Raw genomic sequence first — 26,509 nt, forward strand, 5'->3', positions numbered from 1 at the left:
GCCCGCGACCTTGATTGCCAGGAAGGCCCACTTCCGGCCAGGAACACGTGGGTGAAGAGGCTGATCCGGGCCTCGGCAGCGCCGGATCGTGCGCCGGGCACGTGGGGTCGTTGCCGGATTCCCTTCGTTGCGGCATCGCGCGCTGGACAAGACCCTGCACAGATCGATGTCGCGGACCGGCGGTCCCGACGGGCACGGGACGACTTCGGTCCAGCCGGGAGGGGGCATCACGACCGCATACGTGGACCACAGGACGCCACGGTGGCGCGGCCGAAGCGTGCAGGCCGGCCACCGCCACCACCGCGGCGGACACGAGCGCGCAGCGCGGGGTGGGCAGCGCGGGCGGGCGGAACGCGGGTGGGCGGTGCGGTGCGGTGCGGGGCAGCGCGGGGCAGAACGCGGGCGGGGCGGTGCGGGGCGGTGCGGTGCGGGGCGGTGCGGGGCGGTGAGAGGCAGTGCGGGTGGGTGGTGTGGGGGTCAGGAGAGGGTTGGGCGGGGGGAGGCGGCGCGTAGGCAGCGGAGGCCGGACAGGACCATCCACAGTGGGGTGGCGGCCGTGATGGCGGAGGTGGTCAGGGCCAAGGGGGAGGTGTTCGTGGCGGTGGTGTGCCAGGCGGGGCTGAGCAGGGAGAGGGCAGCGCCGCCGAGGACGAAGAAGGCGCAGATGGCGATCGCGGCGATGCCCGTGGTGCGGACGAAGGTGCGGCCGGCGTTGACGTAGCGGCTGCCGACGCCGCAGGCCAGGGCGGTGAGCAGGCCGACCACGACCACCGTGTAGCCGGCGTAGTCGACGGTGCGGGCCAGGAAGAGGTAGCCGCTGCCGGGGTGCCAGGTCCAGCCGGTGGCGGCGGAGCGCCAGGCGAACTCGGAGATCGCCTGCTGGACGGCGACCGCGGCGGCGACGAAGAGGGCGGTGCGGCGGGCCTGGGAGACGGCGAGCTCGCGCTGGTAGTCGGGGGCGAGCTCGTGGACGGAGCCGAACTCGTCCACGGCCAGCGACGCCGCGGCGGCGGCGGGCAGGCCGGTGGACTCGTAGTGCGCGGCGGCGTCGTGCAGGCTGTCGCGCACCTCGGTCAGCAGCTCGCGTTTCGCGGCGCGGGGACCGCGCAGGGCGGCGCCGAGCGAGGTCACGTAGGTGTCGATAACCACCCGCCCAGTATCGCCTCGCAGTGCCGGGACCAGATCCGGGAAAACCTCAGGGACAACCCCCAATGTCAGAACCCTCGACAGCAGGCAAGCTACATGTAGCAGAGCTACTTATGGAGGGGGACGACGGTGCGTAGGTGGCTTCTCGGTGGGCTCGGGGTGCTGCTCCTGCTCTGCGGGGGCGGCGTCGCGGCGGTCACCTGGCTTCTGACCAGTGGGGGCGTCGACACCGTCGGCAAGGTGGCGTTCGACCGGCCGCTCAAGATCCCGCCGCTGGCCGAGTCGACGGTCGACGCGGACGGCACCCGGGTCTTCGACCTCACCGCCGGGCCCGGCGACAGCGACCTCGGCCACGGCGCGAGCACCCGGACCTGGGGCTACAACGGCGCCTACCTCGGCCCGACGCTCAGAGCCCAAAAAAGCCAGAAGGTCAAGGTCAACGTCCACAACCGGCTCAACGAGCCGACGACCGTGCACTGGCACGGCATGCACCTGCCGGCGAAGGTCGACGGCGGGCCGCACCACCCGATCCCGGTCGGCGGCGACTACCAGGCCGCCTGGACGGTGGACCAGCCGGCGGCGACGCTCTGGTATCACCCCCACCCGAGCGACCTCACCGAACGTCAGGTGTACCGGGGCCTCGCCGGAATGTTTCTGATCGACGAAAACGAAGAAAACGAAGAAGACCTGCCACACGAGTACGGCGTCGACGACATCCCGGTCATCGTGCAGGACAAGAACTTCGACGGCGGGCAGCTGAGCATGAGCGACCGGTTCCTCAGCGACGTCGGCATCCTGGGCGACGAGATCCTCGTCAACGGCACGCCCGGGCCGTTCCTGGACGTGCGCACGAGCCTGGTCCGGCTCCGGCTGCTCAATGCGAGCACCGCGCGGGTCTACGACTTCACCATGTCCGACGGCCGGCCGATGCAGCTGGTCGGCACCGACGGCGGCCTCCTGGAAGCGCCGTACGCCACCAGCAGCGTCCGGCTGTCGGTCGGGGAGCGGGCCGAGGTCGTCGTGGCGCTGCGGCCCGGTGAGCGGGTCGAGCTGCGCACCGCGCCCACCGGCCTGGGCCGGTTCCAGGGCGGTCGGGACGCGTTCGACGTCCTCCAATTGCGAGCAGGCGGACAAATCACCCAGAAAACGTTGCCACCGACGCTGACAAGCATCGAGAAGCTCGACCCGAGCCAAGCAGCACAGCGGCGGACGTTCACGTTCCAGGGGCGGGAGATCAACGACGACCGGATGGACATGGACCGCGTCGACGCCGTCGTCGTCAAGGACACCGTCGAGGTGTGGAGCGTCGCCAACGGGCACGGCACGCCGCACAGCTTCCACATCCACGACGTGCAGTTCCAGGTGCTATCCGTGGACGGAAGGAAGCCGGAGTTCCGGAGCTGGAAGGACACGCTGTTCCTGGAGCCGAGGAAGCGCTACGAGATCATCGCCAGGTTCGCCGACTACGCCGACCCGACGACCGCGTACATGTTCCACTGCCACGTCCTGCGGCACGAGGACGAGGGCATGATGGGCCAGTTCGTGGTGGTGGAGAAGGCGGGCGACAAGCCGAACATCAGACACGGATGAAGCGAGGTGCCGGGCCCCCCGTGGCGGCGCGGGGCCCGGCACGTCTCGCAAGCGAATCCGTCGTCCCCGTGTGCGCCGCAATCCGGACCGTGATGACGGCCGGACGGCGGCGGCAACCCGCCGAGAACCGCTTTGTGATCGGCATGACACATGGATCACCGCTCCCATGTCAAGAGCGTGGTGTCGCGGATCACCTGGGCGGGCCGAGATGGCGCCGCAGCGCGACCGGAAGGTCCCGCTCTGTGCCCGTCCAGGCGGTGTGTCCATCCGGCCGGACGAGGACAAAACGGTCGTTCACCCCATGGACCAAGCGGTCCTCGTAACCAGAAACAGGAGAGGGCGAAAGGAGCACGTGCCGCCCCGCCCGCAGCAGCTCGTACACCCGCGAACCCGTCGAAAGCAGGGCATCCGGCTGCCGGGGCGCGCCGGGGTAGTCGATGCCGATGCCGGACACGGTGCCGGCGGCCTTGCGCATGATCGTCGGCACGTGCAGCAGCGCCCCGCCGAGCAGGTCGCGACCGGCCCGCGAGAAGCGTGAGTGCAGCATCGCCAGGCGGATCAGGCCGCCGCTGCTGCGCAGCACCAGTTCGCCGACCGGGTGGCGTTCGGTCTGGTACGAGTCGAGCAGCCCAGAGGGTGCCCAGCCCTGCGCGACGGCGGCCAGCTTCCAGGCCAGGTTCGCCGCGTCCTGCAGGCCGGTGTTCATGCCCTGCCCGCCCGCCGGCGAGTGCACGTGCGCGGCGTCGCCGGCCAGGAAGACGTTGCCCGAGCGATACCGCGGGACCTGCCGCTCGTCGCTGTGGAACCGCGACAGGAACCGCGCCTCCTTCATGCCGAAGTCGGTGCCGAGCGCCCGCCGGGTCACCTCGCGGACCTCGTCGAGGGACAGTGGCGCGCTGTCCGGCTGCTGGGCGAGCCGGTCCCAGGCGAAGACCCGGAACCAGCCGTCGCCGAACGGCGCGACGAACGCGAACGCGTCGCCGACCGAGTTCACCGCGAGCACGTCGGACGGCGCGTCGGTGAGCCGCACGTCGGCGAGCATGATCGAGCGCAGCACGGCCTTGCCCGGGAACGGCATGCCGAGCGCCTCGCGGACCGCGCTGTGCACGCCGTCGGCGCCCACGATGAAGTCCGCCTCATGGGAGGTGCCGGCCAGCACGGCGTGCGGCTCGACGCCGGTGACGGTCGCGCCGCGCACGATGCGGGCGCCCAGGTCCAGTGCGCGCCGCTCCAGGAGCCGCTCCACGTGGTACTGCGGGGTGATCAGCAGGAACGGGAACCGGGTCGGCAGCGTCCCGAGGTCCACCTTGATGCGGTTGAACAGCCGCAGGCGGGCCACCGGCGTCCCGGTCGCGACCAGGTCGTCGGCGAGCCCGCGGGCGTCGAGGTGTTCGAGGGTGCGGGCGTGCACGCCGAACGCCCTGGTCAGGTTGGAGTCGGTGGTGCGGCGCTCCAGGACGGTCACCTCGACACCCGCGGCGGCGAGGTCGCCGGCGAGCAGCAGTCCGGTCGGCCCGGCACCGACGACGACGGTCTTCATGGCATCTCCCTCGATAGGTCAACGAGCGTAGGTCAACAACTGTTGGCCAACACATGTTGACCCCGGTCGGGAGTGCATGTCAACAGGCGATGAAATGCGTCCCGGGACGTGACCGCTAACATCCAGGGACTTGACTGGATGCCGGGCTAAAGGTGAGGCTTGGCAAAAGAGCCCGCCAGCTCCTAGGAGACTTTGTATGGTCAAGTTCCGCATGCCCGTTGTGTTAGCGCTAACAATGATGGCTGCGGTGGTGTCCGTCACGCCGGCGCACGCCGCTACCGCCACCCTCACCGTCGACGCGGGACACACCACCACCGCCGTCGGGCCGTACCAGTTCGGCCACATCATCGAGGACATCAACCACTCGATGGAGGGTGGCCTGAACGCCAACGTGGTGCGCAACAGCACCATGAAGGAGGGCAACGCCAATCCGCCCTCCTCCTGGTCGCTGATCACCGGCGGCGGGGGCAGCGGCGGCATCGCCGCGGACACCGCCGGCCCGCTCAACGCCGCCAACCAGCGCGCCCTGCGGCTCACGGTCGGCACCAACGGCGCCGGTCAGCGGGTCGGCGCCGCGAACAGCGGCTTCTACGGCATCGGGGTCCGGCCGTCGACGACCTACCAGGTCGCGTTCTGGGCGCGGGCCACCGCCGGCTTCACCGGCCCGCTCACGGTCACGATCGAGAGCACCGGCGGCACCGTGCACGCCACGTCGAGCGTGTCGGGCCTCGGCACCGGCTGGCAGAAGTTCACCACCACGCTCACCACCGGCGCCGGCGCGCCCGTGTCGAGCGCCAACCGGTTCGTCGTCGCCGCCAACGGCGTCGGCGCCGGGCAGCAGGTCTGGCTCAACGTCGTGCAGGCGATCGGCCCCACCTTCCAGCCGACCGGCAACCTGCGCCGGGACCTGCAACAGCTGATGACCGACACCAATCCCGGCTTCTTCCGGGTGCCGGGCGGCAACTACCTGGAGGGCGCCGTCATCGCCAACCGGTTCGCCTGGAAGAACACCATCGGGCCGGTCGAGCAGCGGCCCGGTCACCAGAACGACGCCTGGGGCTACTGGTCCACCGACCAGTTCGGCCTGCTCAACTACCTGCAGATGGCCGAGCAGGCGGGCGCCGAGCCGATGCTCGGGGTGTTCGCCGGATACACGCTCAACGGCAGTGTCACCCCGCAGAACGAGATGCAGCAGTACGTCGACGAGGCGCTCGACGAGATCGAGTACGTCACCGGCGGCACCGGCACCACGTGGGGTGCCCGGCGGGCCGCGGACGGGCACCCGGCGCCGTTCCCGCTGCGCTACGTCGAGATCGGCAACGAGGACTGGTTCGACGGCACGGACAGCTACAACGCCTACCGGTACCCGATGCTCTACGACGCCATCAAGGCCCGCTACCCGCAGCTGCAGATCATCGCGACCCGGGCGGTCACCAGCCGGCCGATGGACGTCATCGACGACCACTACTACAACAACGACCCCGACGCCTTCGCCGCGCTCGCCACCCGCTACGACGGCGCCGACCGCAACGGCCCGAAGGTCCTCGTCGGCGAGTACGGCGTCACCAACGGCACCTCGAGCAACCCGACCGGCACGCTGTCCGGCGCGCTCGCCGAGGCCGCGTTCATGACCGGCATGGTGCGCAACGCCGACCTCGTCATCGGCGGCGCCTACGCGCCGGCGCTCACCTCGGTGGACAACTGGCAGTGGTCGTCGAACCTGATCGGCTTCAACGCGGTCAGCTCGTTCGGCTCGCCGTCCTACTACGTGCAGAAGATGTTCGGCACAGGAGTCGGCGACCACGTGGTCCCGACCACGCTCAGCGGCGGCACGGGCCTCACCCAGGTCGCCACCCGCACCACCGGCGGCGCCGTGTACGTCACCGTCGTCAACCGGTCCGCATCCACAGTGGACACGCAGGTGAACGTGACCGGCGCGGCGAGCGTCGGCGGCACGGCGACGGTCACGACCCTCACCGGCGACCCGAACGGCCGCAACTCCATCACCAGCCCGACCGCGATCGTGCCGACGACAACGACCCGCGGCGCCGGCGCGAGCTTCACGCACAACTTCCCGGCCAACTCCGTCACCGTCATCCAGCTGTCGACCACGGGCGGGGCCACCCCGGTCCTGCCGGTCAACCAGGGCGTCTCGCTGCGGGTCACCACTCCCGGGTACACCGACCGCAGCCTGCGCCACCAGAGCAACCTCGGGGTCACGTCGGTCATCGGCACGGCCAGCTCCGCGAGCGACAAGCTGGACGCGTCCTTCGTGCTGCGGCCCGGCCTGGCCAGCGCGGCCTGCTACTCCCTCGAGTCGCGCAACTTCCCCGGCCAGTTCCTGCGGCACCAGGCCTACCGGGTCAAGCTCGCGGCCAACGACGGCTCGTCGCTGTTCGCCGCGGACGCCACCTTCTGCGCGGCGGACGGCAACTCGGGTGAGGGGATCTCGCTGCGGTCGTACAACTTCCCGACCCGCTACCTGCGGCACTACAACTCGGAGGTCTGGATCGCCGCCAACGGCGGGACGAACGCCTACGACAGCGCCACGAACTGGGCCGCCGACACCACCTGGCGGATCGGCACCCCCTGGTTCCGCAGCGACGTGACGATCGCCGCGGGCTTCCACTCGGTGCGGGCCACCACGCCCGGCTTCACCGACCGGTACGTGCGGCACCAGTCCAGCCTCGGCGTCCTGAGCCAGATCAGCACCACCCTGGACCGGCAGGACGCCACGTTCGACATCGTGCCCGGACTCGCCGACAACACCTGCTACTCCTTCGAGTCGCGCAACTTCCCCGGCCGGTACCTGCGCCACAACGACTACCGGATCAAGCTCGCGGCGAGCGACGGCTCCGCGGTCTTCGCCGCCGACGCCACCTTCTGCGCCAAGGCGGGGGTGCGGTTCCAGTCCTACAACTTCCCGGACCTGTACCTGCGGCATTACGCCACCGAGCTCTGGATCGCCTCCAACGGCGGCGCCCGGCCCTCGGACAACCCGGCCAACTACGTCGCGGACACCACGTGGGTGGTCGAGGCGCCGCTGGGTTGACCTGAAGTGCTGTTGAAGTAGCACGGTATCCACGTGCAGAAACGCAACGCGCTCACGGTCGGCATGGTCACGCTCGTCACGTTCGTCGCCTTCGAGGCGGTGGCCGTGACGGCGGCCATGCCGACCGTCGCGCAGGCCCTCGACGGCCTCGCCCTCTACGGCTTCGCGTTCGGCGGTCCGTTCGCCACCGGGATCGTCGCGACCGTCGCCGCCGGCACCTGGTGCGACCGCCGCGGCCCGGCCGTCCCGACCCTCGTCGGGGTCGTGCTGTTCAGTCTCGGCCTGCTCCTCGCCGGCCTCGCCCCGGACATCTGGACGCTCATCGCCGGCCGGCTCGTGCAGGGCTTCGGCGGTGGGCTCATCACGGTCGCGCTCTACGTCGTCGTCGGTCGCGCATACCCCGCCGCCGCCCACCCGAAGGTCTTCTCCGCGTTCTCCGCCGCCTGGGTGCTGCCGGCCGTCGTCGGTCCCGCCGTCGCCGGGCTCATCGTGGAGCACCTCGGCTGGCGCTGGGTCTTCCTGCTCATCGCCATCGCGACCCTGCCGGTCGCCGCGGTGATCCAGCCCCACCTGCGTCCGATCGACGGTGTCGCCGAAACGCCGACGAACAGCCGCGTGCCGTGGGCGTTCGGCGTCGCCGGTGGGGTCCTTCTGCTGCACTGGGGCGGGCAGAGCGGACACCTGGCGGCCATCGGCGCCGGGCTGGTGGTCGTCGCGGTCTGCGGGCCGCGGCTGCTGCCCGCGGGGACGTTCACCGGCGGCCGCGGGCTGCCCAGCGTCATCCTGGTGCGCGGGTTCGCGGGCGCCGCGTTCATGCAGGCGGACGTGTTCATCCCGCTGCTGCTCACCCGTGAGCGCGGCCTCACCCCGTCCCTCGCCGGGCTCACCCTCACCGCCGGGGCGCTGCTGTGGTCCACCGGGTCCTGGATCCAGGCCCGGCAGGGGCAGCGGTTCACCCCGGCCACCCGGCTGCGGGTCGGACTGTCCGGCATCGCCCTCGGGGTGCTGTCCGCGGTCGCGCTCGTCGCCCCCGCCGTCCCCGTCGCGGTCGTGGTGGCCGGCTGGTGCGTCGCCGGGTTCGGCATGGGCCTGGCGTCCCCGACGGTCGCCGCGCTCGTCCTGCAGCTGTCCCCGCCGGGGGAGCAGGGCGTCAACAGCTCGGCGCTGTCGGTCGCCGACTCGCTGCTGACCACCGTGGTCCTCGCGGTCGGCGGGTCGGTGTTCGCGGCGCTGGTCACCGCCGGGCCGGTCGCCTACCTGGCCGCCTTCCTGATCGCGCTGCTCCCGGCCGTCGCGGGCGCGCTGCTCGCCGGCCGGGTCACGGCCGCCGCGCCCGTCTCGCCGCACCCGGCCGGGGTGCCCGGGTAGGTTCGGTGGCATGCCCAGCCTGACCCGCTTCGAAGCCGAGGCCCGCGCCAGACTGCTCCGGGTGGACCGTTACGAGGTCGCCCTCGATGTCACCGACCCGTCGACGTTCACGTCCCGCACCGTCGTCGAGTTCCGCTGCACCGACCCCGGCGCCACCACATTCGTCGAGGTGAAGGACGCCCGGCTCGAGCGCATCACACTCAACGGGCGGCAGCTGGCCCCGGACGCCCTCGACGGCAACCGCCTGCCGCTGGCCGGGCTGCTCGCCGCCAACCGGCTCGAGGTGACGTTCACCGCGGCGTACTCCACCGCGGGTGAGGGGCTGCACCGCAGCGTCGACCCCGCCGACGGCGCGACGTATCTCTACGGGCAGGCGCCCCTCGACGAGGCGCAGCGCATCTTCGCCTGCTTCGATCAGCCCGACCTGAAGGCGCCCATCACCCTGACCGTCACCGCTCCTCCACAGTGGACGGTGCGGGGCAACGCGCCGCTGCGGGAGGCCCACGACGGGCACTGGGCCTTCGAGCCGACCCCGCCCCTCGCCCCGTACCTGTTCACCGTGCTCGCCGGGCCCTGGCACGTCCGGACCGCGGAACACGACGGCATCCCGCTCGGCCTGCTGTGCCGCCGGTCCCTCGCGCCGCAGCTCGACGGCGACGCCGATGCGCTGTTCGCCGCCACGGCCGCAAGCTTCGACCGCTACCACGAGCTGTTCGGCATCCGGTACCCCTTCGGCAAGTACGACCAGGCGTTCGTCCCCGACTTCGCCGGCGGCGCGGTGGAGAACCCGGGCATGGTGAACTACCGCGAGGAGCTGCTGTTCCGGACCGCCGCCCCGGACTACGAGCTGCAGCGCCGCTTCGTGATCATGGCGCACGAGATGGCGCACATGTGGTTCGGCGACCTGGTCACCCTGCGGTGGTGGGACGACATCTGGCTCAACGAGGCGTTCGCCGAGCTGATGGGCTGGCGGGTGGCCGCCGAGACCGGCCGCTACCCGGCCGCCGCCGCCGGATTCGTCGTGTGGCGCAAGCGCTGGGGCATGCTCGCCGACCAGCGGCCCTCGACCCATCCGGTCGCGCCGGACGACGTCGCCGACACCACCGCGGCGTTCCTGAACTTCGACGGCATCTCCTACGCCAAGGGCGCCGCGGCGCTGCGGCAGCTCTCGGTGCTGCTCGGTGACGACGTGTTCCTCGCCGGGCTGCGCGTCTACTTCGAGCGGTTCCGCTTCGGCAACGCCGCCCTCGCCGACTTCCTCGCCGTGCTCGGTGAGGTGTCCGGCACGGATCTCACCGGTTGGGCGGACCTGTGGCTGCGGACCACCGGCGTCAACACGCTGCGCCCCGTCGCCGGGCGGGTCGAGCAGCACGGGGAGCCGTTGCGCCCGCACCGGTTCCGGGTCGCGGCGTACGACCGGGCCGGCACCGTGGTCCACCGCGGCGCCGTCACCCTCGACGGGGCCGCGGCCGACCTGCCGGGGGACCCGCCCGCCGGGGCGGTCCTGCTGCTCAACGACGGCGACGACACCTACGCCAAGGTGCGCCTCGACGCCGCGAGCCGCGCCGCGCTGCCGTCGGTCCTGCCCGCGGTCACCGACCCGCTCGCCAGGGCGCAGCTGTGGACGGCGGCGATGGACGCGACCCACGACGGCGAGCTGCCGCCGGAGGAGTTCCTGGCGCTGCTGGAGGCCGCCCTGGCGGGTGAGGCGGAGACCAGCGTGCTGGTCGAGGTCCTCGCGTTCGCCCGGGACAGCCTGGCCGGGCGCGGGCTGGTGCCCTTCGGCCCGCTCGCCGCCATCTGCGGCGCCGGGCTGTCGGCGGCGAAACCGCGCAGCGGGCGGCAGTTCGCCCTCGCCACGGCGCTGATCACCGTCGCGGGGCCGGCCCAGGTCGCGGTGCTCGCGGACTGGCTCGCGGACGACCCGGTCAACGTGCTCACCGACGCCCCGGCCGCCGAAACCGGGCACGCCGGCCACCCAGGGCACCCTGGGCACACTGGGCACGGCGGGCACGACCATGCCGACGACGTGCTGACCCACGTCACGGCCGGCCCGCCCGGGCTGGTCGTGACGCAGGAGTTGCGGTGGCAGGTGCTGGGCCGGCTGGTCGCGCTCGGCGGCGCCGGTGAGGCCGACATCGCCGCCGAGGAGCGCCGCGACCCGAGCACCGGCGGTGCCCTGCACGCCGCCACGTGCCGCGCCGCCCGCCCCGACGCCGCGGCCAAGGCCGACGCCTGGGAGCGGATCGTGCGCGACGAGCGGCCCAGGACCGCCCTCGCGGCCGCCGCCGGCTTCTGGCAGCCCGGCCAGGAGGCCCTCACCGACCCTTACGTCGAGCGGTTCTTCGCCGACGCGCCCGCCATGGTGGCCGGCCGCTACCAGTTGTTCGCGATGCTGCTGGTGCGGCAGGCTTTCCCCCGGTACTCCGGCCGATCGCTGCGACTCGCCGGGGAACTGCTGGCGCGGGAGGGGCTCGACCCGGTCCTGCGCCGCGAGATCGGGGACGCGGCGGACGAGCTGAGCTATTTCCAGCATCATGTCGAAGCCGGCCGGCACCGTTCGACGCGTTGGTGACAGCACCTACAAACGGGAGATTCGCGATGCGGTACATGCTGATGCACAAGCTCAACGACGCCGACCCGACCCAGTGGTCGCCGACCCCGGAGTTCCTGGGCCGGATGGGCGAGTTCATGACCGAGGTCAACAAGGCGGGCGTGCTGCTCGCCGCCGAGGGGCTGCTGCCGAGCTCCGCGGGCGCGGCCACGATCACCGTGAAGAACGGCCAGCAGACCGTCGTCGACGGGCCGTTCGCCGAGGCCAAGGAGGTCATCGGCGGGTTCGCGATCGTGCAGGTCCGCGACCACGCCGAGGCCGTCGAGTGGGGCCAGCGCTTCGCCGCGCTGTTCGACGAGGTCGAGGTCGAGGTCCGCAGGGTCGGCGAGCACGGCTGAGGGTTACCTTGGCTGCGTGACTACGGACACCCACAGCGCGATCGAGGCGGTCTGGCGGATCGAGGCGGCCAGGGTCATCGCCGGGGTCGCGCGCCTGGTCGGTGACGTCGGCCTCGCCGAGGAGCTGGCCCAGGACGCCCTCCTGGCCGCGCTCGAGCAGTGGCCGGCCGAGGGCGTGCCGCGCAACCCCGGCGCCTGGCTGATGACGACCGCGAAGCGACGCGCGATCGACCAGATCAGGCGCCGGGAGCGGTTCGAGGCGCGGATGCCCGACCTGCTGCAGCCGGACACCGTCGACGGGGAGTTCGACGCCGTCGGCGAGGACACCATCGAGGACGACCTGCTCCGGCTCATCTTCACGGCCTGCCACCCGGTGCTCACCTCCGAGTCCCGGGTGGCGCTGACCCTGCGGGTGCTCGGCGGGCTGTCCACCGACGAGATCGCCCGCGCGTTCCTGGTGCCGGGCGCGACCGTCGGCCAGCGCATCAGCCGCGCGAAGAAGACCCTGGCCGACGCGAAGGTGCCGTTCGAGCTTCCCGACGCCGTGGCCCGCGCCGAGCGCCTCGCCTCCGTGCTCGAGGTCATCTACCTGATCTTCAACGAGGGATACTCGGCCACCGCGGGCGACGACTGGATGCGGCCCGCCCTCTGCGAGGAGGCGATGCGCCTCGGCCGGATCCTCGCCGGCCTCATGCCGGCCGAGGCGGAGGTGCACGGCCTCGTCGCGCTCATGGAGATCCAGGCGTCCCGCTCGGCGGCGCGCACCGGCCCGGCCGGCGAGCCGATCGTCCTGCTGGAACAGGACCGCGGCCGGTGGGACCGGCTGCTCATCCGCCGCGGGCTGGCCGCCCTGGACAAGGCCGAGGAGCTGTCACGCCCTTCCAGCAGCTCCGGGCTCGGCGGCGGCACCTACACGCTGCAGGCCGCGATCGCCGCCTGCCACGCCCGCGCGGCGACCGCCGCGGACACCGACTGGCACCGCATCGCCGCGCTCTACGCCGAGCTGCCGCCGTCCCCGATCGTCGAGCTCAACCGGGCGGTCGCCGTCGCGATGGCCGACGGGCCCGCCGCCGGCCTGGCCGTGCTCGACCCGCTGCGCACCGACGCGTCGCTGCGCAACTACCACCTGCTGCCGACGGTCCGCGCCGACTTCCTGCTGAAGCTCGGCCGCCACGACGAGGCCCGCGCGGAGTTCGAGCGGGCCGCGGCGATGACCCGCAACGAGCGCGAGCGGACCATGCTGCTGGACCGGGCCGCCGCGCTGTGAACCCCTGCTTCGGCGCCGGCGAGATGGCCGTCTTCATGCGCGTCGACGAGGACGCGTTCGACGACCTCGAAGGGACGCTGGTGGCCTTGCTGGGCGGCGTGACGAGCCCGCAGGAGCCGGCCTACCACGACGGCGTCGGCCAGTGGGCGCTCGGCGGGTGACGCGCTGCCGGCACGACCTCGAACCCGGGGAGCGTCAGGTGCGGCCGGCCGCGCTGCCGGCCACCGCGCCCACCAGGGCGAGGAGGGTGGCCGGGGTGTCGATGGCGGCGTAGGCGTCGCGGAGCCGGGCCGCCCCGGCGGTGAACGACGGCTCGGTCAGCACCCGGTCGATCGCCGCGCGGAGGTCCTCGTCAGCCGGCGCGGCCGAGCGCAGGCGCAGGCCCGCGCCGGTCCACGCGACCCGGGCCGCGACCTCCGGCTTGTCCTCGGTGACGCCGGCGACGACGAGCGGCACGCCGTGCGCGAGCGCGGTCTGCACGCCGCCGTAACCGCCGTTGGTGACCATCGCGCTCGTGTGCGGCAGCAGCGCCCCGTGCGGGATGAAGGCGGCGGCCCGCGCGTTGGCCGGCAGCGGCCCGAGCACGGCCGGGTCGGCACCGCCGGTGGTCGCCACGACCAGCACGTCGGCGCCCGCGAGGACCCGGATCGTGCGGGTGACCAGGGCGGACAGGTCGGCGTTGGCGACCGTGCCCTGCGTGACGTGCACGACCGGGCGGCCGCCGGAGGTGACGTCGGACCACCACGGCGGCGGCGTGAAGTCCGCGGCCGGTCCGGCGTCCAACGAGCCCACGAACCGCACCTGCGGCGGCAGGTCGGAGCGCGGGTACTCGAAGGCGGCGACCCCGTTCTGCAGGTGCAGCATCGGCGAGATGTTGGACAGCGGCGACGCGACCGTCGGCGGCAGTTCGAGCCGGGCGCGGATCGCCGCCCAGTGCTTGCCCACGTCGCGGAGCAGGACGTGGTCCATCAGCGCGTAGAGGGCCCGGTTGCGCAGCCGGCCGGCGAACGTGGCGGACGGCGGCAGGGCGGTGCCGAAGGGCGCGGTGTCGCGGCTCGGGATCGGCAGCGGGCTGATCCCGACCGAGACCCAGGGCGCGCCGGTCAGCTCGTGGAAGGCGGCGGCGCCGACGAACCCCATGTCGGCGACGAGCGCGTCGTACCGCTGCCCGGCGACGAGCGCGTGCAGCTCGGCGACCTGCCGCGGGACCGGGTCGAGGAACAGGTGCTTGAGGTCCCACCTGATGCCGGCCAGGCCGGTCCTGCCGGCGCGGCCGGGGTGGTCGTCGTTGAACGAGTCACCGTGCTGGTCGAGCTCCGGGTGCATCGGCACGAACGCGGCGCCGGTCGCGAGGACCCCGTCCCGCAGGCGCAGTCCGGCGTACCAGTCGACGGCGTGCCCCGCCTGGACGAGCGCGCGGGCGATGGGCTTGAGCGGGTTCGTGTGTCCGGCGGAAGGCATGGACGCGAACAGGAAACGGGCCATGCTCGGGAACACGAGAAGGCCGGCACCACAGTTCGGTGCCGGCCCTGTCGCATTACCTACTCAGGAAACGGCCTCAGCAGTGGCCGAGGTCCTCCCAGTTGGCGGTCCAGCCGGGTTCGGAGCCCTGCGTCCACCACTTGGCGCGCCACAGGTGCTTGCCCTGGCCCGAGGCGGGGCCGTTGGGGTCGCCGTACTTGCTCTTCTCGTGCTTCACCGTCTGGCCCGTGGTGTACACCGCGCTGATCGACCACTCCGGCGCGGCCGTGCAGCTGGTGGCCGGCGGGGTGGACGTGGACGGCGACGGCGACGCCGAGGGCGACTTCGACGGCGTCGGAGAGCCGCTCGGCGTCACGCAGGGGCCCGCCGAGTCGACCGTGTCGGTGAAGCTGTTGCCCGCCGAGCGGTAGGCGCCCGCCTGCGCGGTCACCTGCGCCGGGGTCAGGGCCTGGTTCTTGGCGAACAGGACCCAGTCGACCTGCTGGATGTAGGTCGACAGGCCGCCGGTGTGCGTCGCGGTGTCGATGAACCAGAGGTTCCAGTTGATCGTCATCGTCTGGCGCGGGTAGAACTTGCCGGAGTGGTCGCCGACCTGCACGCCGTCGATGTAGTAGATGACGTGCCCGTTCGCCACGGTGGCGACCAGGTCGTGCCAGCCGTCGAGGCTGGAGCGCTGCTCCGAGTGCACGTTGTCGGCGAACCACGGGTCGCCGCGGTACGTGTACCAGGTCGTCTGGTAGTTGATCGGCCCGGTCTCGCCCCAGCCGCCGTTCGGCAGGTACTCCGAGATGTCCAGCTCGCTGTAGGTGGGGTCAAGGTCACCGTTGAGCGGGCTGATGGTGAAGAACGTCTCGTTGATGTGGTCGCCGTCGTTGCCGCTGACGGGCGTGTCGGTGAAGCGGACCCGGCTTGCGTAGGTGCCTTCGAAGTACCGCTTCTGCGCCGAGTACAGCTCGGCCTGGTTGGTGCCGCCGCCGGTGCCGTCCGTCGACGCCTGCAGCTGCAGCACCTTCTGACCGCCGTTGGTCGGGAAGGTGATGCTGTTGGCCGACCATGTCGCGCCCGGGACGCCGGGACCGCCGGCGTAGGTACGCGGCACCCACCCGTGGCCGGTCAGATTGGGATCGGAGGACGAGCTGTAGTTGAAGTCGTCGAACAGGTACCCGCAGTTGTTCGCCGCGGCGCTGGCGGTGCCGACGGTGGCCGCGGTCACGGCGACGACGCCGACCCCGACGAGCAGCGCGGCTCCGGCCGCAGCCGCCAAAGATCGACGTTTACCGATGGACATGGGCACAGTCCTCCTTGAGGGGAAAGGAGTTGATGGACCTTACTTGACCGCGCCGGCGGTCATACCGGCTCGGATGTGCCGTTGGAACACGACGTAGGCGATCAGCACCGGCAGCATGGCGATGGTGAGACCGGCGAACAGACCGCTCCAGTCGCTGCGATACCCCTGACTGACCGACAGGGCGGCCAAACCCTGCGCCAGGACATACCGATCGGGGTCGGGGTTGAGAACCAGGGGGAGCAGGTACTGGTTCCAGAGCCCGAGGAAGTTGAAGATGCCGACGGCGACGAGACCGGGACGGGCCATGGGCAGCATGACGCGGAAGAACACCGTGCCGTGCGAGCAGCCGTCCAGGAACGCCGCCTCCGCCACCTCCGAGGGGAGCGTCTTGAAGAACGCGTGCAGGAAGAAGACGGTGAAGGGCACCGCGTAGGCCGCGTAGACCAGGATCAGCCCCTGGTAGGTGCCGAGCAGGCCGAGCTGCTCCACGACGAAGAACAGCGGCACGAGGGCCAGGAACACCGGGAAGAACATGGCCGCGACGAACACGTAGTAGATGAGCCGGTTGCCGCGGAACTCGTACCGGGCCAGGGCGTAGGCGACCATCGAGCCGAGCAGCATCGTCAGCAGCAGGCCGCCGCCGACCACGATGAGGCTGTTGAAAAAGTACCGGCCGATGTTCGCCTGGCTCCAGGCGCGGCTCCAGTTGCCCCACCGCGGCTCCGTGGGCAGCGACCACGGGTCGTTGAGGATGTCGTTGTCGGTCTTGAAGGAGCTGACGATCGCCCACAGCAGCGGCAGCGCGGTGACGACTCCCCAGGCCAGCATCGCCAGGTGGATGGGGACCCTTTTCATGACAGCTCCAGCCGCTCTTTGCGACCCGAACGCAGCGCCAGCACCGCGAAGGTCAGGGTGGCGAAGAACAGCGTCACCCCCATCGCGGAGGCGTAGCCGAACTTGCCGTAGAAGAAGGCGGCCCGGTAGAGCGAGAGCCCGATGACCTCGGTCGCGCCGTCGGGTCCGCCGGGTCCGACGGTCATGATCTGCACGACGGCGAACCCGTCGAGCGCCGTGATGCCCAGGTAGACGAAGGAGACCTGCACCGTGTCGCGGACCAGCGGCAGGGTCACCCTGCGGAACGTGGCCCAGCTGCCGGCGCCGTCGAGCAGTGCCGCCTCGAAGAGCTCCTTCGGGATCCCGTCGATCGCCGCGCTGAACAGCACCATGTAGAAGCCGACCGACGACCAGACCAGCACCGCCATGATCGCCGGCAGGGCCAGCTTCGGCTCGGCCAGCCAGCTGCGGGCGAGGCCGTCCAGGCCGACCGCCCGCAACGCCCCGTTGAGCAGGCCGTTGGTCGGGTTGTAGACGAACTGCCACAGCACCGCGACGATCACCAGCGACAGCAGCTGAGGGAAGAAGTACACGATCTGGTAGGCGCCCGCCCCGCGGATGGACGACCGGCCGCTGCGCCCGCCGAGGTGCAGCATGCTGGCCAGGAACAGGCCCAGCGCGATGGTCACCAGCGGCACGCAGATCAGCATCACCGCGTTGTTGCGCACGGCGTCGAGGAACAGGGAGTCGCCGCCGAGGCGGGCGTAGTTGCCCGCCCCGACGAAGTGCGCCTCGCCGGCCACGCCGGTCCAGTCGGTGAGCGACAGGTAGAACGCCTGCCCGTACGGTGACAGCACGAAGACGACGTGCAGCACCAGCGCGGGCAGCAGCGCACCGATGAGGAACCGGAGCCGACCGTGTTTCATCAGCGGGTGTACTTCTTGACGGAGCTGTCCTTCGCGAGCGCGTCAGCGGCCTTCTGGATCCGGTCGGCCCACTCCGCGGGCGTCGCGCGCTTGTTGATCAGCTCGCCGGTGGCGTCGTCCACGGCCTTGGCGAGGGGCGCGTACCAGGTGCGGAAGCGGTAGGTGAAGGCTTCCTTGCCGGCGGCGTTGACCGCGTCGCGGGTCGAGCCGAGGCCGCTGCTGAGCGTCAGCCCGTCGGTCGCGCCGGCGATCGCGGGCAGCGTCCCGGCGGACTCGGCGAAGCTGCGCGCCGACTGCTTGGAGAACAGGATCCGCAGGTACTCCAGGCCACCGGCGATGTTCTTCGCCTTCGAGGGCACGATGAACGACTCGCTGCTCGCGGCCTGGATCGCGGCGGCGCCGAACTTGTCGGAGCCGGTGCGGGCCGGCACGGCGCCCATCACCATGTCGAAGCCCTTCGGCGCGACGTCCTTCTGCTCGGCCTCCAGCCAGGAACCGGAGGGGATGAACGCGGCCTTGCCCTGGCACCACGCGGCCTGCGCCTCGGTGTGCGACAGCGCCTCCGAGCCGGTCATGATGTAGCCCTTCGCGGCCAGCTCCGCGAACGCCTCGGCGGCGGCCTTGAGCCCGTCGGCCTTCCACGCGTTGGGCTGCAGGTTGTCCACGGCCTTGATGAGGTCCGCGCCGCCGGTCTTCGCCGCCATGCTCAGCAGCGGGTCGTTCATGTACTCCGGGTACTTGCCCTGGTACGTCCAGGGCGCGATGCCCGCGGCCTTGATGGTGGCGCAGAGGGCGATCATCTCGTCCCACGTCTTCGGGTACGTCCAGCCCTTGCTCGCGAACAGCGGCTTGGAGTACCAGATGCCCCACGCGGTGTAGGTGAAGTTGAGCACCAGCGGGGCGCCGTCGAACGTGCCGTCCTCGACCACGCCGGGCAGCAGCGTGTCCTTGAACTTGACCGCCGGGTCGTCGAACGACGGTGCGTCCAGCAGCTCGCTGAGACTCGACAGCTGCTTCGCGCCGACCAGGGCGGCCAGGTCGAGCCGCCCGGCGCCGGTGTTGTCCACGACGTCCGGCGGGGTGTTGGCGACGAACCGCGGCTGCAGCGCCTCGCCGACCTTCTGGATGCCCTTGTGGTCGATCGTCGCCTTCGGATACTTCTGCGTGTAGAGGCCTTCGGCCTTCTTCGCGTAGTCGTCGCCGTAGCCGCCCTTGAAGATGACGACCTCCAGGGCCGCGTCCTCCTTGACGCCCAGCGGGTTCGTGGCGCTCTTCGCGCCGGCCGCGCTCGCCGGCTTGTCGTCCTTGCCGCCGGTCACACAGGCGCTGAGCAGCGGCAGCGTCGCGCCTGCCGCCACCGCCGCGCGCAGGACGGTGCGTCTGGTCGGGTACGGTTGGGCGAAGGGTGATGGGTTCATGACTGGGCCTTCTCTCCTAAGCGGTACGCCGGATGCGCCCGGCGTACCGCGCTTCGAGTGCTGCGTTGTGCTCCCGCCCGCCTGGAACGTTGTCGGACAGGTAGATCGGCGGCGTGACGCCGAGTGCCAACAGGCGCGCCACCACTTCGGTGACGATCTGCTGGGCCAGCAGGGCCGCGGTGATCGAGGAGACGGCGCCGACGGCGCCACCTCCCGGCAGGGGCAGCGACGCGTCGCCGTAGGGGGCCCCGTTGTCGAGGACCACGTCGGCGAAGTCGCTGAGCTTCATGCCGCTCTCGTGCCGCGAGTCGACGCGCGCCGAGTGCTCCAGCGACGTGATCGCGATGAGGGCGTGCCCGCGCTGCTTGACGAGCTGCGCCATCTCCACCACGGCGCCGTTCACGCCGGAGTTGGAGGCGATGACGAACGTGTCGTCGGGCTTGACGGGGGCGAGATCGTAGAGCCGGTGCGCGACGCTCGGCGTGCGCTCCAGCTGCGGGTCGCCGAGGACGCCGGCGGCGTCGCCGCCGTAGAGGACGATGTCGCGCAGGGCGATCCGGTTGGTCGGCACCAGGCCGCCGGCCCGGCCGGCGATCTCCATCGCGAGGGCCTCGGAGTGCCCGCAGCCGAACGCCTGGATCACCCCGCCGGCCTGCAGCGTGGCGGTCATCAGGTCGGCGGCCCGCGCCACCTGCTCGACCTGGGTGCTGCTCACGTGGTCGATCGCGGCGCGGATCACCTCGACGTAGGTTCCACTTCCGATGCTGGTCACAGCGGCTTTTCCCTCCGTGGTCGCTTGCGGTTGTTGGTCGTGTCGGGCACCCGGTGCGCGTCGACGGCGCGCACCGTGAGCTCGAGGGCCTCGGCGGTCCGCTCATAGGTGCGCTGCGCGACCGCCACGTAGATGAGGTCCAGGACCAGCAGTTGCGAGTGCAGTGCGGAGAGGGCCGCGACGCGGAAGGTGGTCTCGTGGACCGACGTCGTGAACACCACGTCGGCGACCTCGGCGAGCGGCGAGCGCCCGAAGGAGGTCACCGCCACCGTCAGCGCGCCGTGGTCGGCGGCCTCGGCGAGGGTCTCGATCGCCTCTCGGGTCCGGCCGGAGTGCGACAGGCCGATCGCGACGTCGCCGGGGCCGAGCAGCGCCGCGTTGGTCAGTGCGGTGTGGGTGTCCGAGCGGTACCAGACGGGGACGCGGATGCGCTCGAGCCGGAACGCCATCTCCCGGCCGGCGGTGCCGCTGCTGCCCAGCCCGAAGATCTCGACGCGGCCGGCGGTCGCGATCGCGGCCGCGACCCGTTCGACCGCCGCGACGTCGAGCCCCGACGCGGTCGCCTGGATCGCCCGGGTGTCGGCGGCGGTGATCACGTCGAGCACCCCGTCCAGGGGGTCGTCGGGCGCGATGTCGCCGCTGATGTCGGTCTCCCAGCGGGCCTGTTCGGCGCGCCCGGTCTCGGTCGCGATGGCGACCCGCAGGTTGGCGTAGCCTTTGAAGCCGAGCGTCCGGCTGAACCGGGTCACGGTCGCCGTGGACGTGCCGGACCGCTCGGCGAGGTCGACGATGCTCGCGTGCGCCGCCGTCTCAGGATCGCTGAGGATCATCTCCGCGATCTTCGCGAGGGCCTCCGGCATGGTCGGCCCCTCGATGCGCAGCCGCCCTAGCAGCCCGCCGCTCTCACCCGTCACTCCGGTCATCCTTTTCATCGTTGCGTCTTGGCGATGAAAATTACGACCACTTCAACTTCTAGTCAACAACCATTTTCCATGGTTCGATCGTGCCATGGTGCTCATCCTTGGGGTCGATGCCGGCGGGACGGCCTCCAAAGCGGTCGTCGTCGCGCCGGACGGGACGGTCCTGGGGCGCGGGACGGCCGGTCCCGGCAACCCGTCCGCTGTCGGGTCGGCGGCCGCGGTGGCGATCGGCAAGGCGGTCCGCGAGGCACTCGGCCCGCACGACCCGGGCGGGGTCGTCGCGGGCGTGGTGGGAGTCGCCGGGGTCAGCATCCTCGCGGACCCCGGCGTCGCCACCGCGTTCACCGACCAGTGGACGGACATCGGCCTGACCTGCCCGGTCGAGGTCGTCGCCGACGTGGTGACCGCGTTCGCCGCGGGCACCACCGCCACGTCGGGGCGGGTGCTCATCGCGGGCACCGGCGCGGTCGCGGCGTTCATCGACGGACCGCGGATCGAGCGCGTGGTGGACGGCCTCGGCTGGCTCCTCGGCGACGAGGGCTCCGGGCTGTGGCTCGGCCTCCAAGCGGTCCGGCACACCGCCCGGCACTGGTCCTCGTCAGGTCTTGCCGTCCGGGTGGCGCTGCACGCCGGTGCCGCCTCCGCCGACGACCTGGTCCACTGGGCCCAGCGGCTGCCGCTCGGCTCGTTCGCGGCGCTCGCCCCGGTCGTCTGCGAGTTCGCCGCCGCCGGGGATCCGGCCGCGACCACGATCGTCGGCGCGGGTGTCGAGCGGTTGATCGCGACCCTCGACGCTCTCGACGCTCCCGATGCGGCGGTGGTACTGGGTGGAGGGTTGCTGTCCGGCGACACGCCGGTACGGGCCGGGGTGCTCCAGGCGCTCCGCGCACGCGGCGGGGAGATCGGCACGGCCCACGACCCGGCCCTCGGCGCCGCTCGTCTCGCCCTGCGGGGCCTGTCGCTTCAGGGCCGGTCCAGCCGGACGGCCACGTCGACCTGAAGGAACGCTCGCAGTCGGCCGGCCTCGTCCAGCACCGCCGCCGCGTCGGCGTCGGACAGCCGGCGGAAGGGTGTCACGGTCAGCTCCGTGGCGGTCACCGACCACAGCCCCGCGACGAACCCGTCCACCAGGAACGTCGGGTGCACCATCGAGTAGCCCGGGCACACCCGCGCCCGGTCCTCGTCGCTGATGATCCGGGTCCGGTCCTCGTGGCTGAGCACCAGGTTGTCGAACTCCGGCAGGAAGCGCACCGGCACCTCCTCCTCGCCGGTGCCGACCGGCAGGTCCGGCAGGTCGAACAGCTCCTGCCCGCGCTCGTCGCGGTAGACCCGCAGCCGGTGCCGCTCCCGCTCGACGTCGTCCCGGAGCCGTTTCATCCCCGACCAGTTCTGCAGGTCCGCGACGCTCGCCGGGCCGCACGAGGCGAGGTACCGCGACAGCAGCGTCCACACCTCCGGGCGCTCCTCCAGCGGCCCGCCCAGCCAGTCCTCGGCGAGCGCGCAGGTCACGTGCCCGCGGCGGCGCCACACCCCGGACGGCGGCGGGTGGATCAGGTTCTCCTGGAGCTGCACGACCCAGGCCAGGGCGATGCCCTTGCGGCCCGGGAACCGCTCGGCGAGCTGCTTGGCCAGCTTCGGGCGGGTCATGGTCTGCCCGCGCAGGATGTCCCGGCCGGCCGCGCCGATGTCGGCCGGGTCGAGCCCGGCGAACTCGGCGGCGAACGGGGACATCCCGCCGGTGCCCAGCCGCTGCCGTAGCAGGGGCTTCAGCCAGCGGTAGTCGGCGCCGGCGGTGAGGTGCTGGGTGCGGCGCAGCAGCCCGCCGCGAACGACCCGCCCGTCGGTGAGCGCCTCGGTGAGGTTTTCGTGCCGGGGCTGGCGGGTCCTGGTCCAGAGGCCCACGTAGGGTGCGTCGACCTCCTGGGCCTGCACGGCGACGAGGTGCGCGACGACCTCCTCGACCGGGCGCGGGTCGGGCTCGGCGTCGGTGGTGGTCAGCAGCTGGCGCTGCAGGTAGGTGCGGTTCAGCTGGCGCCTGGTGAGGATCACACCCGGGACGCTACGGCGAGATGCGGTCAGGAGCTGTCCTGATGTGTCGGCACCCGGTGCTTCCTGACCTGATCGAAGGCGATCGTGCCGTCGGGGTGCTCGCCGGCCGGGGCGTAGCCGGCCGCCCGCAACGCGGCCAGGGTCTGCTCGGGGGGCAGGGCGCTGGCGTAGACGGTCGGGGCGAGCTCGGTGAGGCCGAGCTTGGCCAGGCTCTTCACCCTCGTCAGCTCGGCGAGCAGCGTCGTGTCCTCGCTGCGCAGCACGCAGCCGACCGGGCGGACCCGCACCGCGCCGTGCCGCCGGGCCAGGTCGGTGACCAGGTACTGCAGCGGCTGCGGGACGCGACCGCCGGTGGCCGCCTCGCGCAGCGCCGCGAGGAGCGCGTCGGCGGTGGCGCCGGTGTCGAACGCCCGGCGCACCGAGGACTCGGAGAAGCGCCACGTGTGACCGCCGCCGCGGGACTCCCGGTCGGCGGTCAGGTCCAGGAGCTCGGCGAGCGCCGCCGCCGGGGCGCCGGTCGCGACGGCGGTCAGGTCGCTCTGCAGCAGCACCGTGCGCTGCGCGGCCGGGATCAGCCGCTCCAGCTCGGCGAGCAGCGCGGGGCGGTGGGGCGTGCCGTCCAGCCCGGCCTCCGCGGCGAGGGCCCGGCACAGGCTCGTCGGCGCGTGCAGGGCCCCGAGACCCATCAGCTCCAGCTCCCGCCACAGCAGGCAGGTCGTCGGGTAGGCCTCCTCGGGGTCGGCGCCGGTGAGCAGCGGCCGCAGGTACATCTGCAGCTCGTTGATCCCGTCCAGCGACGGCAGCGCATAGCCGTCGGGCAGGCCGTTGAGCAGCGACACCAGGCTGCGCCGCAGCACGCTCACGGCCTCGTCGCGCTCGGTCCGAAGCAACGCGGGGGCGCCGGTGTCCAGCGGCGCGGCGTCCATCATCAGCCAGGCGGTGAGCAGCTCGCCGTACTGCGCGGGCGGGTCGAGCTTCAGCCAGTCGTCGTAGTACGCCGACGGCGCAATCCGGTTGTCCGTGATGCCGATCAGGCCGCTGACGGCCGCGAGGGTGAGCCACAGCCGCATCTCGAGGTCGTCGCCGCCGATGGCCTTGCCGAGCCGGCGCAGCTCGCGGGTGCCGACCCCGCCGTCCTTCAGCATCGGCACCGGCGCCCGGCCGCAGGCCTCCAGCAGCGCGGTGACGTGGGCGAGCGCGGCGCGGATCGCGGCGGCGCCGTCCCGCTGCACCATCTCGACGCTGACCTCGACCGGCACCTGCAGCGGCGGCGCCGGGTCGAAGTCGGCGCGGAACCCGTCCTCCTGGTCCTGCCGGAGCACCACCCCCACCTCGCTGGGGAGCACGGCGGCCATGCCGGCCGGGTTCCACATGACCATGCCGTGGTCCACGGCCCAGCGCAGTGCCGTCGGCCGGTTGGTGCGCAGGGCGCCCATCTGCCGCGGGTCGAAGTAGAACGGGTCGCCCTCGGCGAGCGCGAGGAGCAGGTCCTTGGTGGCCTCGGGCGCGGCGGCGAACTTCGCCCGGACCGTCGCCGCGTCGGCGAGCGCGGCGCAGGCCCCGTCGAGCAGCGCCGCGCGGTCCCGCCCGACCGGCGCGTCCAGGTTGTACGCGATGCGCTGCAGCCGGTCGAGGCTCAGCTGGGCGAGCTCGAGGCGGGCCGACGGGCCGAACCCGTAGCCGCCGACGATCACCTCGTGGATCGGCGCCGTGCGGATCCACTCGCCGTCGGGCCAGGCCAGCGCGTGCCACTCGAGCCGGCCGAGCACCATGCCCAGGTCGGCGTCACCGGCGGCCACGCCGAGCAGGTGCGCCAGGTCGGTCCGCCGGGTCCCGGCCGCGCGCAGCGACAGGGCCTCGGCGACCTGCAGCTCCGGCAGGCTCAGCGCGGCGATCGTCCCGGTCACCGTGCCGGGGTCCAGCAGCAGCTCGGCAAGTGCCTTCGGACCGTGCGGTGCCGGCCCGTCGGGTCGGTGGGCGGCGGCGAGCTCGGCCAGCCGCGATGCCGCCAGCCCTGACAGGAAGTCGAGCATGGTCTTCACGGCGACGTCCTCGTCCTCGCGCGGGTGGTCGATCAGCGAAGGTTAGCGCCGACGCGGGTGTGCCGCGAAGAACGACCAGAGCACGTCGGTGGCCTTGATCTTCGCGGCGGTGTCCTTGAGCTCGCCGGCCGGCGCGCCGAACCACGCGTGGGCGCCGCCGTCGATGACGTAGGCGTCCACGTCGCTGCCGTCCAGGCAGCGGGTGGTGGTCAGGTGTACGCCCGCTGGTGTCGTTGGTGGTGCTTCGGATCTGGCTTCGGCTGGTTTGGAGCAGGCGAGCCGGCCCCGCCAGGTGTCCACGCCGGTGCGGAAGGTCGTGGCCTGCGGGTCGTCGGCGCCGATGAGGGTCACCACCGACACCGGGGAGCTCGGCCGGTAGTCCGCCGCCTCGGTCCGCCCGCCGGCGAAACCACCGCTGACCACGCCGATCGCGGCGAACACGCCGGGGGCCTCGACCGCGGTCCGGAAGCTCAGGTCGCCGCCGTTGGAGACCCCGGCGAGGAAGATCCGTTGGGGGTCGGCGTGCCAGCTCTCGACGAGCCGGCCGGCGACGGCCTTCACGAACCCGACGTCGTCCTGGGCGCCGCAGCAGCCGAACGCGTTGAACTGCCCGCCGACGCCTTCCGGGTACGCCACCAGGAACCCCTCCGCGTCGGCCTTGGCGTCGAGCCCCGTCAGCTCGCGCATCGCGGTGCCGCTGCCGGGCCGATGGTGCAGCGCGACGACCGCCGGTGCGGCCCGTCCCGGATCGTACGAGGCCGGCACGTGCAGGAGGAACGTGCGCTCCTTGTCACCCACGGTGACGGTCAGGGTGTGATCGCCGGCCTGTGCGGTCACCGGCGAGGCGACCGGCGGCACTGGCTTCGGCTCGGACGTGCAGGCCGCGAGCAGCGCGACCGCGAGCAGTGCGGATCCCCGTCTCATGCCTCGCCAGCGTAAGCGTGGTAGCACATTTCCACTGACCCGATCGCCTACCGTCACCACGGTGGAAATCGATCTTCAACATTTTCCGGGATGAATCGAACAAATCGGGATGAGTCCCAAAATCCCCGCCCCGCAACGGGTGTCGCGTTCCCCCCGCCCGGCCGTATGTTGTCGGACGTCAAGTTTCGTGAGGCGGGAGTCGTTGTGGGAAACATGCTGTTCAGGAGGGTTGCGGTTGGTGCCGCTGCCGCGACCGTGGCCGTCGGGCTATCGACTATGTTCGCTTCGCCCGCCAGTGCTCACACAACGGGTGTGACCGGCTCCGCGGTGTGCGTGTCCGTCGACGGCAAGTACGAGATCACCTGGACGTTGACCAACGACTACAACGGCGAGGTCACGCTCGGTGACATCACGTTGGAGACGAACAAGGACGCGACGAAGAGCCTGTCGAAGACCCCGCTGCCGACCCCGACCAAGATCGCGGCCCGCCCCGACGGCACCCCGCTCACCAAGATCTCGTTCACCTCCGTGGTCGAGCGGCCCGCGACCGCGGTGAAGCTGAACTACAAGGCTCGGTGGTCGGACAACTTCCGCGCCACGGGTGCCAGTGGCTGGATCCAGCTGGACGGCCCGTGCCCGAAGCCCTCGACGTCGCAGTCGCCGTCCGCGTCTCCCTCGCCGTCTCCGTCGAAGTCGGCGTCGACGTCGCCGTCCCCGTCGAAGTCGGTGAGCCCGTCGGCGTCGCCCACGCCGAACCTGCCCGTCACCGGCTCCAGCAGCACGATGCCGCTGGTCGGCACCGGTGCCGCGCTGGTCGTCGGTGGGGTGGCCCTGGTCGCCACCCTGCGCCGCCGTCGCCGGGTGACGTTCACCGCCGAGTAGTTCCGGCGTCTCCACTGCGGTGAGGGGGAGTCCTTCGGGGCTCCCCCTCGCTGGTTT

The 26,509-nt window shown here is 72.0% G+C and carries 21 protein-coding genes; 9 read left to right on the forward strand and 12 right to left on the reverse strand.

What is annotated here, in order from left to right; genetic code table 11:
* Positions 1-477: 477 nt before the first annotated feature.
* Positions 478-1,149, reverse strand: coding sequence for a permease prefix domain 1-containing protein (locus Dsi01nite_RS49710; RefSeq protein WP_203853504.1), 672 nt, complete (start codon positions 1,147-1,149; stop codon positions 478-480).
* Between the two features lie 126 nt (positions 1,150-1,275).
* Here Dsi01nite_RS49710 and Dsi01nite_RS49715 point away from each other — a divergent pair, with 126 nt between their 5' ends.
* A complete protein-coding gene (locus Dsi01nite_RS49715) occupies positions 1,276-2,736 on the forward strand; it encodes a multicopper oxidase family protein (protein WP_203853505.1) in 1,461 nt (486 codons plus the stop codon).
* Positions 2,737-2,926: 190 nt separating this feature from the next.
* On the opposite strand, the gene Dsi01nite_RS49720 is transcribed toward Dsi01nite_RS49715, so the two are convergent.
* Positions 2,927-4,276: an FAD-dependent monooxygenase gene (locus tag Dsi01nite_RS49720; protein WP_203853506.1), complete on the reverse strand. Its 1,350-nt coding sequence runs from the start codon at positions 4,274-4,276 to the stop codon at positions 2,927-2,929.
* 247 nt (positions 4,277-4,523) lie between these two features.
* Between Dsi01nite_RS49720 and Dsi01nite_RS49725 the strand changes: the two genes are divergently transcribed.
* The 6 genes from Dsi01nite_RS49725 to Dsi01nite_RS49750 are packed head-to-tail and all read left to right on the forward strand — an operon-like array spanning position 4,524 to position 13,076.
* Positions 4,524-7,328 carry an AbfB domain-containing protein gene (locus Dsi01nite_RS49725; RefSeq protein ID WP_203853507.1) on the forward strand — a complete coding sequence of 935 codons (2,805 nt, stop codon included), beginning with the start codon at positions 4,524-4,526 and terminating at the stop codon, positions 7,326-7,328.
* Positions 7,329-7,361: 33 nt separating this feature from the next.
* The gene (locus Dsi01nite_RS49730) at positions 7,362-8,696 is read left to right on the forward strand and encodes an MFS transporter (protein WP_239136948.1); all 1,335 of its coding nucleotides are present in this window, start codon (positions 7,362-7,364) and stop codon (positions 8,694-8,696) included.
* Between the two features lie 10 nt (positions 8,697-8,706).
* Positions 8,707-11,271: an aminopeptidase N gene (gene pepN / locus Dsi01nite_RS49735; RefSeq protein ID WP_203853508.1), complete on the forward strand. Its 2,565-nt coding sequence runs from the start codon at positions 8,707-8,709 to the stop codon at positions 11,269-11,271.
* 26 nt (positions 11,272-11,297) lie between these two features.
* On the forward strand, positions 11,298-11,648 hold the full coding sequence (locus Dsi01nite_RS49740; protein ID WP_203853509.1) for a YciI family protein: 351 nt from the start codon (positions 11,298-11,300) through the stop codon (positions 11,646-11,648).
* 16 nt (positions 11,649-11,664) lie between these two features.
* Positions 11,665-12,915, forward strand: a complete 1,251-nt coding sequence (locus Dsi01nite_RS49745; protein WP_203853510.1) for an RNA polymerase sigma factor — start codon at positions 11,665-11,667, stop codon at positions 12,913-12,915.
* Positions 12,912-13,076, forward strand: a complete 165-nt coding sequence (locus Dsi01nite_RS49750) for a hypothetical protein (RefSeq protein ID WP_203853511.1) — start codon at positions 12,912-12,914, stop codon at positions 13,074-13,076. The genes Dsi01nite_RS49745 and Dsi01nite_RS49750 overlap by 4 nt, the downstream gene beginning before the upstream one ends.
* A gap of 34 nt (positions 13,077-13,110) precedes the next feature.
* Here Dsi01nite_RS49750 and Dsi01nite_RS49755 read toward each other — a convergent pair whose 3' ends face one another.
* The 7 genes from Dsi01nite_RS49755 to Dsi01nite_RS49785 form a co-directional block, all read right to left on the reverse strand.
* Positions 13,111-14,400, reverse strand: a complete 1,290-nt coding sequence (locus Dsi01nite_RS49755) for a glycosyltransferase (protein WP_203853512.1) — start codon at positions 14,398-14,400, stop codon at positions 13,111-13,113.
* A 73-nt stretch (positions 14,401-14,473) separates the two neighbouring features.
* The gene (locus Dsi01nite_RS49760; protein WP_203853513.1) at positions 14,474-15,685 is read right to left on the reverse strand and encodes a glycosyl hydrolase; all 1,212 of its coding nucleotides are present in this window, start codon (positions 15,683-15,685) and stop codon (positions 14,474-14,476) included.
* 39 nt (positions 15,686-15,724) lie between these two features.
* The gene (locus Dsi01nite_RS49765) at positions 15,725-16,540 is read right to left on the reverse strand and encodes a carbohydrate ABC transporter permease (protein WP_203853514.1); all 816 of its coding nucleotides are present in this window, start codon (positions 16,538-16,540) and stop codon (positions 15,725-15,727) included.
* Positions 16,537-17,445 (reverse strand): carbohydrate ABC transporter permease, encoded by a 909-nt coding sequence (locus tag Dsi01nite_RS49770; protein WP_203853515.1) that lies wholly within the window; start codon positions 17,443-17,445, stop codon positions 16,537-16,539. Before Dsi01nite_RS49770 ends, Dsi01nite_RS49765 begins: the two co-directional genes overlap by 4 nt.
* Positions 17,445-18,863, reverse strand: coding sequence for an N-acetylglucosamine/diacetylchitobiose ABC transporter substrate-binding protein (gene ngcE / locus Dsi01nite_RS49775; RefSeq protein ID WP_203853516.1), 1,419 nt, complete (start codon positions 18,861-18,863; stop codon positions 17,445-17,447). The genes Dsi01nite_RS49770 and ngcE overlap by 1 nt, the downstream gene beginning before the upstream one ends.
* Before the next feature lie 16 nt (positions 18,864-18,879).
* Entirely contained in the window at positions 18,880-19,602 is a 723-nt protein-coding gene (locus Dsi01nite_RS49780; RefSeq protein WP_239136963.1) for a sugar isomerase domain-containing protein, read from the reverse strand.
* A gap of 29 nt (positions 19,603-19,631) precedes the next feature.
* Positions 19,632-20,558: a MurR/RpiR family transcriptional regulator gene (locus Dsi01nite_RS49785; RefSeq protein ID WP_373318949.1), complete on the reverse strand. Its 927-nt coding sequence runs from the start codon at positions 20,556-20,558 to the stop codon at positions 19,632-19,634.
* Between the two features lie 85 nt (positions 20,559-20,643).
* On the opposite strand from Dsi01nite_RS49785, the gene Dsi01nite_RS49790 reads away from it, so the two are divergent.
* Positions 20,644-21,555 carry an N-acetylglucosamine kinase gene (locus Dsi01nite_RS49790; RefSeq protein WP_203853517.1) on the forward strand — a complete coding sequence of 304 codons (912 nt, stop codon included), beginning with the start codon at positions 20,644-20,646 and terminating at the stop codon, positions 21,553-21,555.
* Here Dsi01nite_RS49790 and Dsi01nite_RS49795 read toward each other — a convergent pair.
* From Dsi01nite_RS49795 to Dsi01nite_RS49805, 3 genes are read right to left on the reverse strand one after another with little or no spacing between them, the layout of a single operon-like run.
* Complete coding sequence (locus tag Dsi01nite_RS49795) at positions 21,519-22,604, reverse strand: winged helix DNA-binding domain-containing protein (protein WP_203853518.1); 1,086 nt, start codon at positions 22,602-22,604, stop codon at positions 21,519-21,521. The two genes, Dsi01nite_RS49790 and Dsi01nite_RS49795, sit on opposite strands and share 37 nt — an antisense overlap.
* 26 nt (positions 22,605-22,630) lie before the next feature.
* Entirely contained in the window at positions 22,631-24,637 is a 2,007-nt protein-coding gene (locus Dsi01nite_RS49800; RefSeq protein ID WP_239136967.1) for a helicase-associated domain-containing protein, read from the reverse strand.
* 51 nt (positions 24,638-24,688) lie between these two features.
* Entirely contained in the window at positions 24,689-25,570 is an 882-nt protein-coding gene (locus Dsi01nite_RS49805) for a CE1 family esterase (protein ID WP_203853520.1), read from the reverse strand.
* A 312-nt stretch (positions 25,571-25,882) separates the two neighbouring features.
* On the opposite strand from Dsi01nite_RS49805, the gene Dsi01nite_RS49810 reads away from it, so the two are divergent.
* Positions 25,883-26,452, forward strand: coding sequence for an LPXTG cell wall anchor domain-containing protein (locus Dsi01nite_RS49810; protein ID WP_203853521.1), 570 nt, complete (start codon positions 25,883-25,885; stop codon positions 26,450-26,452).
* The last annotated feature ends 57 nt before the right edge of the window (positions 26,453-26,509 follow it).

It is taken from the genome of Dactylosporangium siamense (genome assembly GCF_016862795.1).
GTDB classification, from domain to species: domain Bacteria; phylum Actinomycetota; class Actinomycetes; order Mycobacteriales; family Micromonosporaceae; genus Dactylosporangium; species Dactylosporangium siamense.

What these genes read in the sequence shown, in the direction of transcription:
- Dsi01nite_RS49790 (WP_203853517.1), top strand. Translation starts at nt 20,644, where the DNA reads ATGGTGCTCATCCTTGGGGTCGATGCCGGCGGGACGGCCTCCAAAGCG.
- ngcE (WP_203853516.1), bottom strand. Translation starts at nt 18,863, where the DNA reads ATGAACCCATCACCCTTCGCCCAACCGTACCCGACCAGACGCACCGTC.
- Dsi01nite_RS49720 (WP_203853506.1), bottom strand. Translation starts at nt 4,276, where the DNA reads ATGAAGACCGTCGTCGTCGGTGCCGGGCCGACCGGACTGCTGCTCGCC.
- Dsi01nite_RS49740 (WP_203853509.1), top strand. Translation starts at nt 11,298, where the DNA reads ATGCGGTACATGCTGATGCACAAGCTCAACGACGCCGACCCGACCCAG.
- Dsi01nite_RS49785 (WP_373318949.1), bottom strand. Translation starts at nt 20,558, where the DNA reads ATGACCGGAGTGACGGGTGAGAGCGGCGGGCTGCTAGGGCGGCTGCGC.
- pepN (WP_203853508.1), top strand. Translation starts at nt 8,707, where the DNA reads ATGCCCAGCCTGACCCGCTTCGAAGCCGAGGCCCGCGCCAGACTGCTC.
- Dsi01nite_RS49765 (WP_203853514.1), bottom strand. Translation starts at nt 16,540, where the DNA reads ATGAAAAGGGTCCCCATCCACCTGGCGATGCTGGCCTGGGGAGTCGTC.
- Dsi01nite_RS49770 (WP_203853515.1), bottom strand. Translation starts at nt 17,445, where the DNA reads ATGAAACACGGTCGGCTCCGGTTCCTCATCGGTGCGCTGCTGCCCGCG.
- Dsi01nite_RS49800 (WP_239136967.1), bottom strand. Translation starts at nt 24,637, where the DNA reads ATGCTCGACTTCCTGTCAGGGCTGGCGGCATCGCGGCTGGCCGAGCTC.
- Dsi01nite_RS49760 (WP_203853513.1), bottom strand. Translation starts at nt 15,685, where the DNA reads ATGTCCATCGGTAAACGTCGATCTTTGGCGGCTGCGGCCGGAGCCGCG.
- Dsi01nite_RS49805 (WP_203853520.1), bottom strand. Translation starts at nt 25,570, where the DNA reads ATGAGACGGGGATCCGCACTGCTCGCGGTCGCGCTGCTCGCGGCCTGC.
- Dsi01nite_RS49755 (WP_203853512.1), bottom strand. Translation starts at nt 14,400, where the DNA reads ATGGCCCGTTTCCTGTTCGCGTCCATGCCTTCCGCCGGACACACGAAC.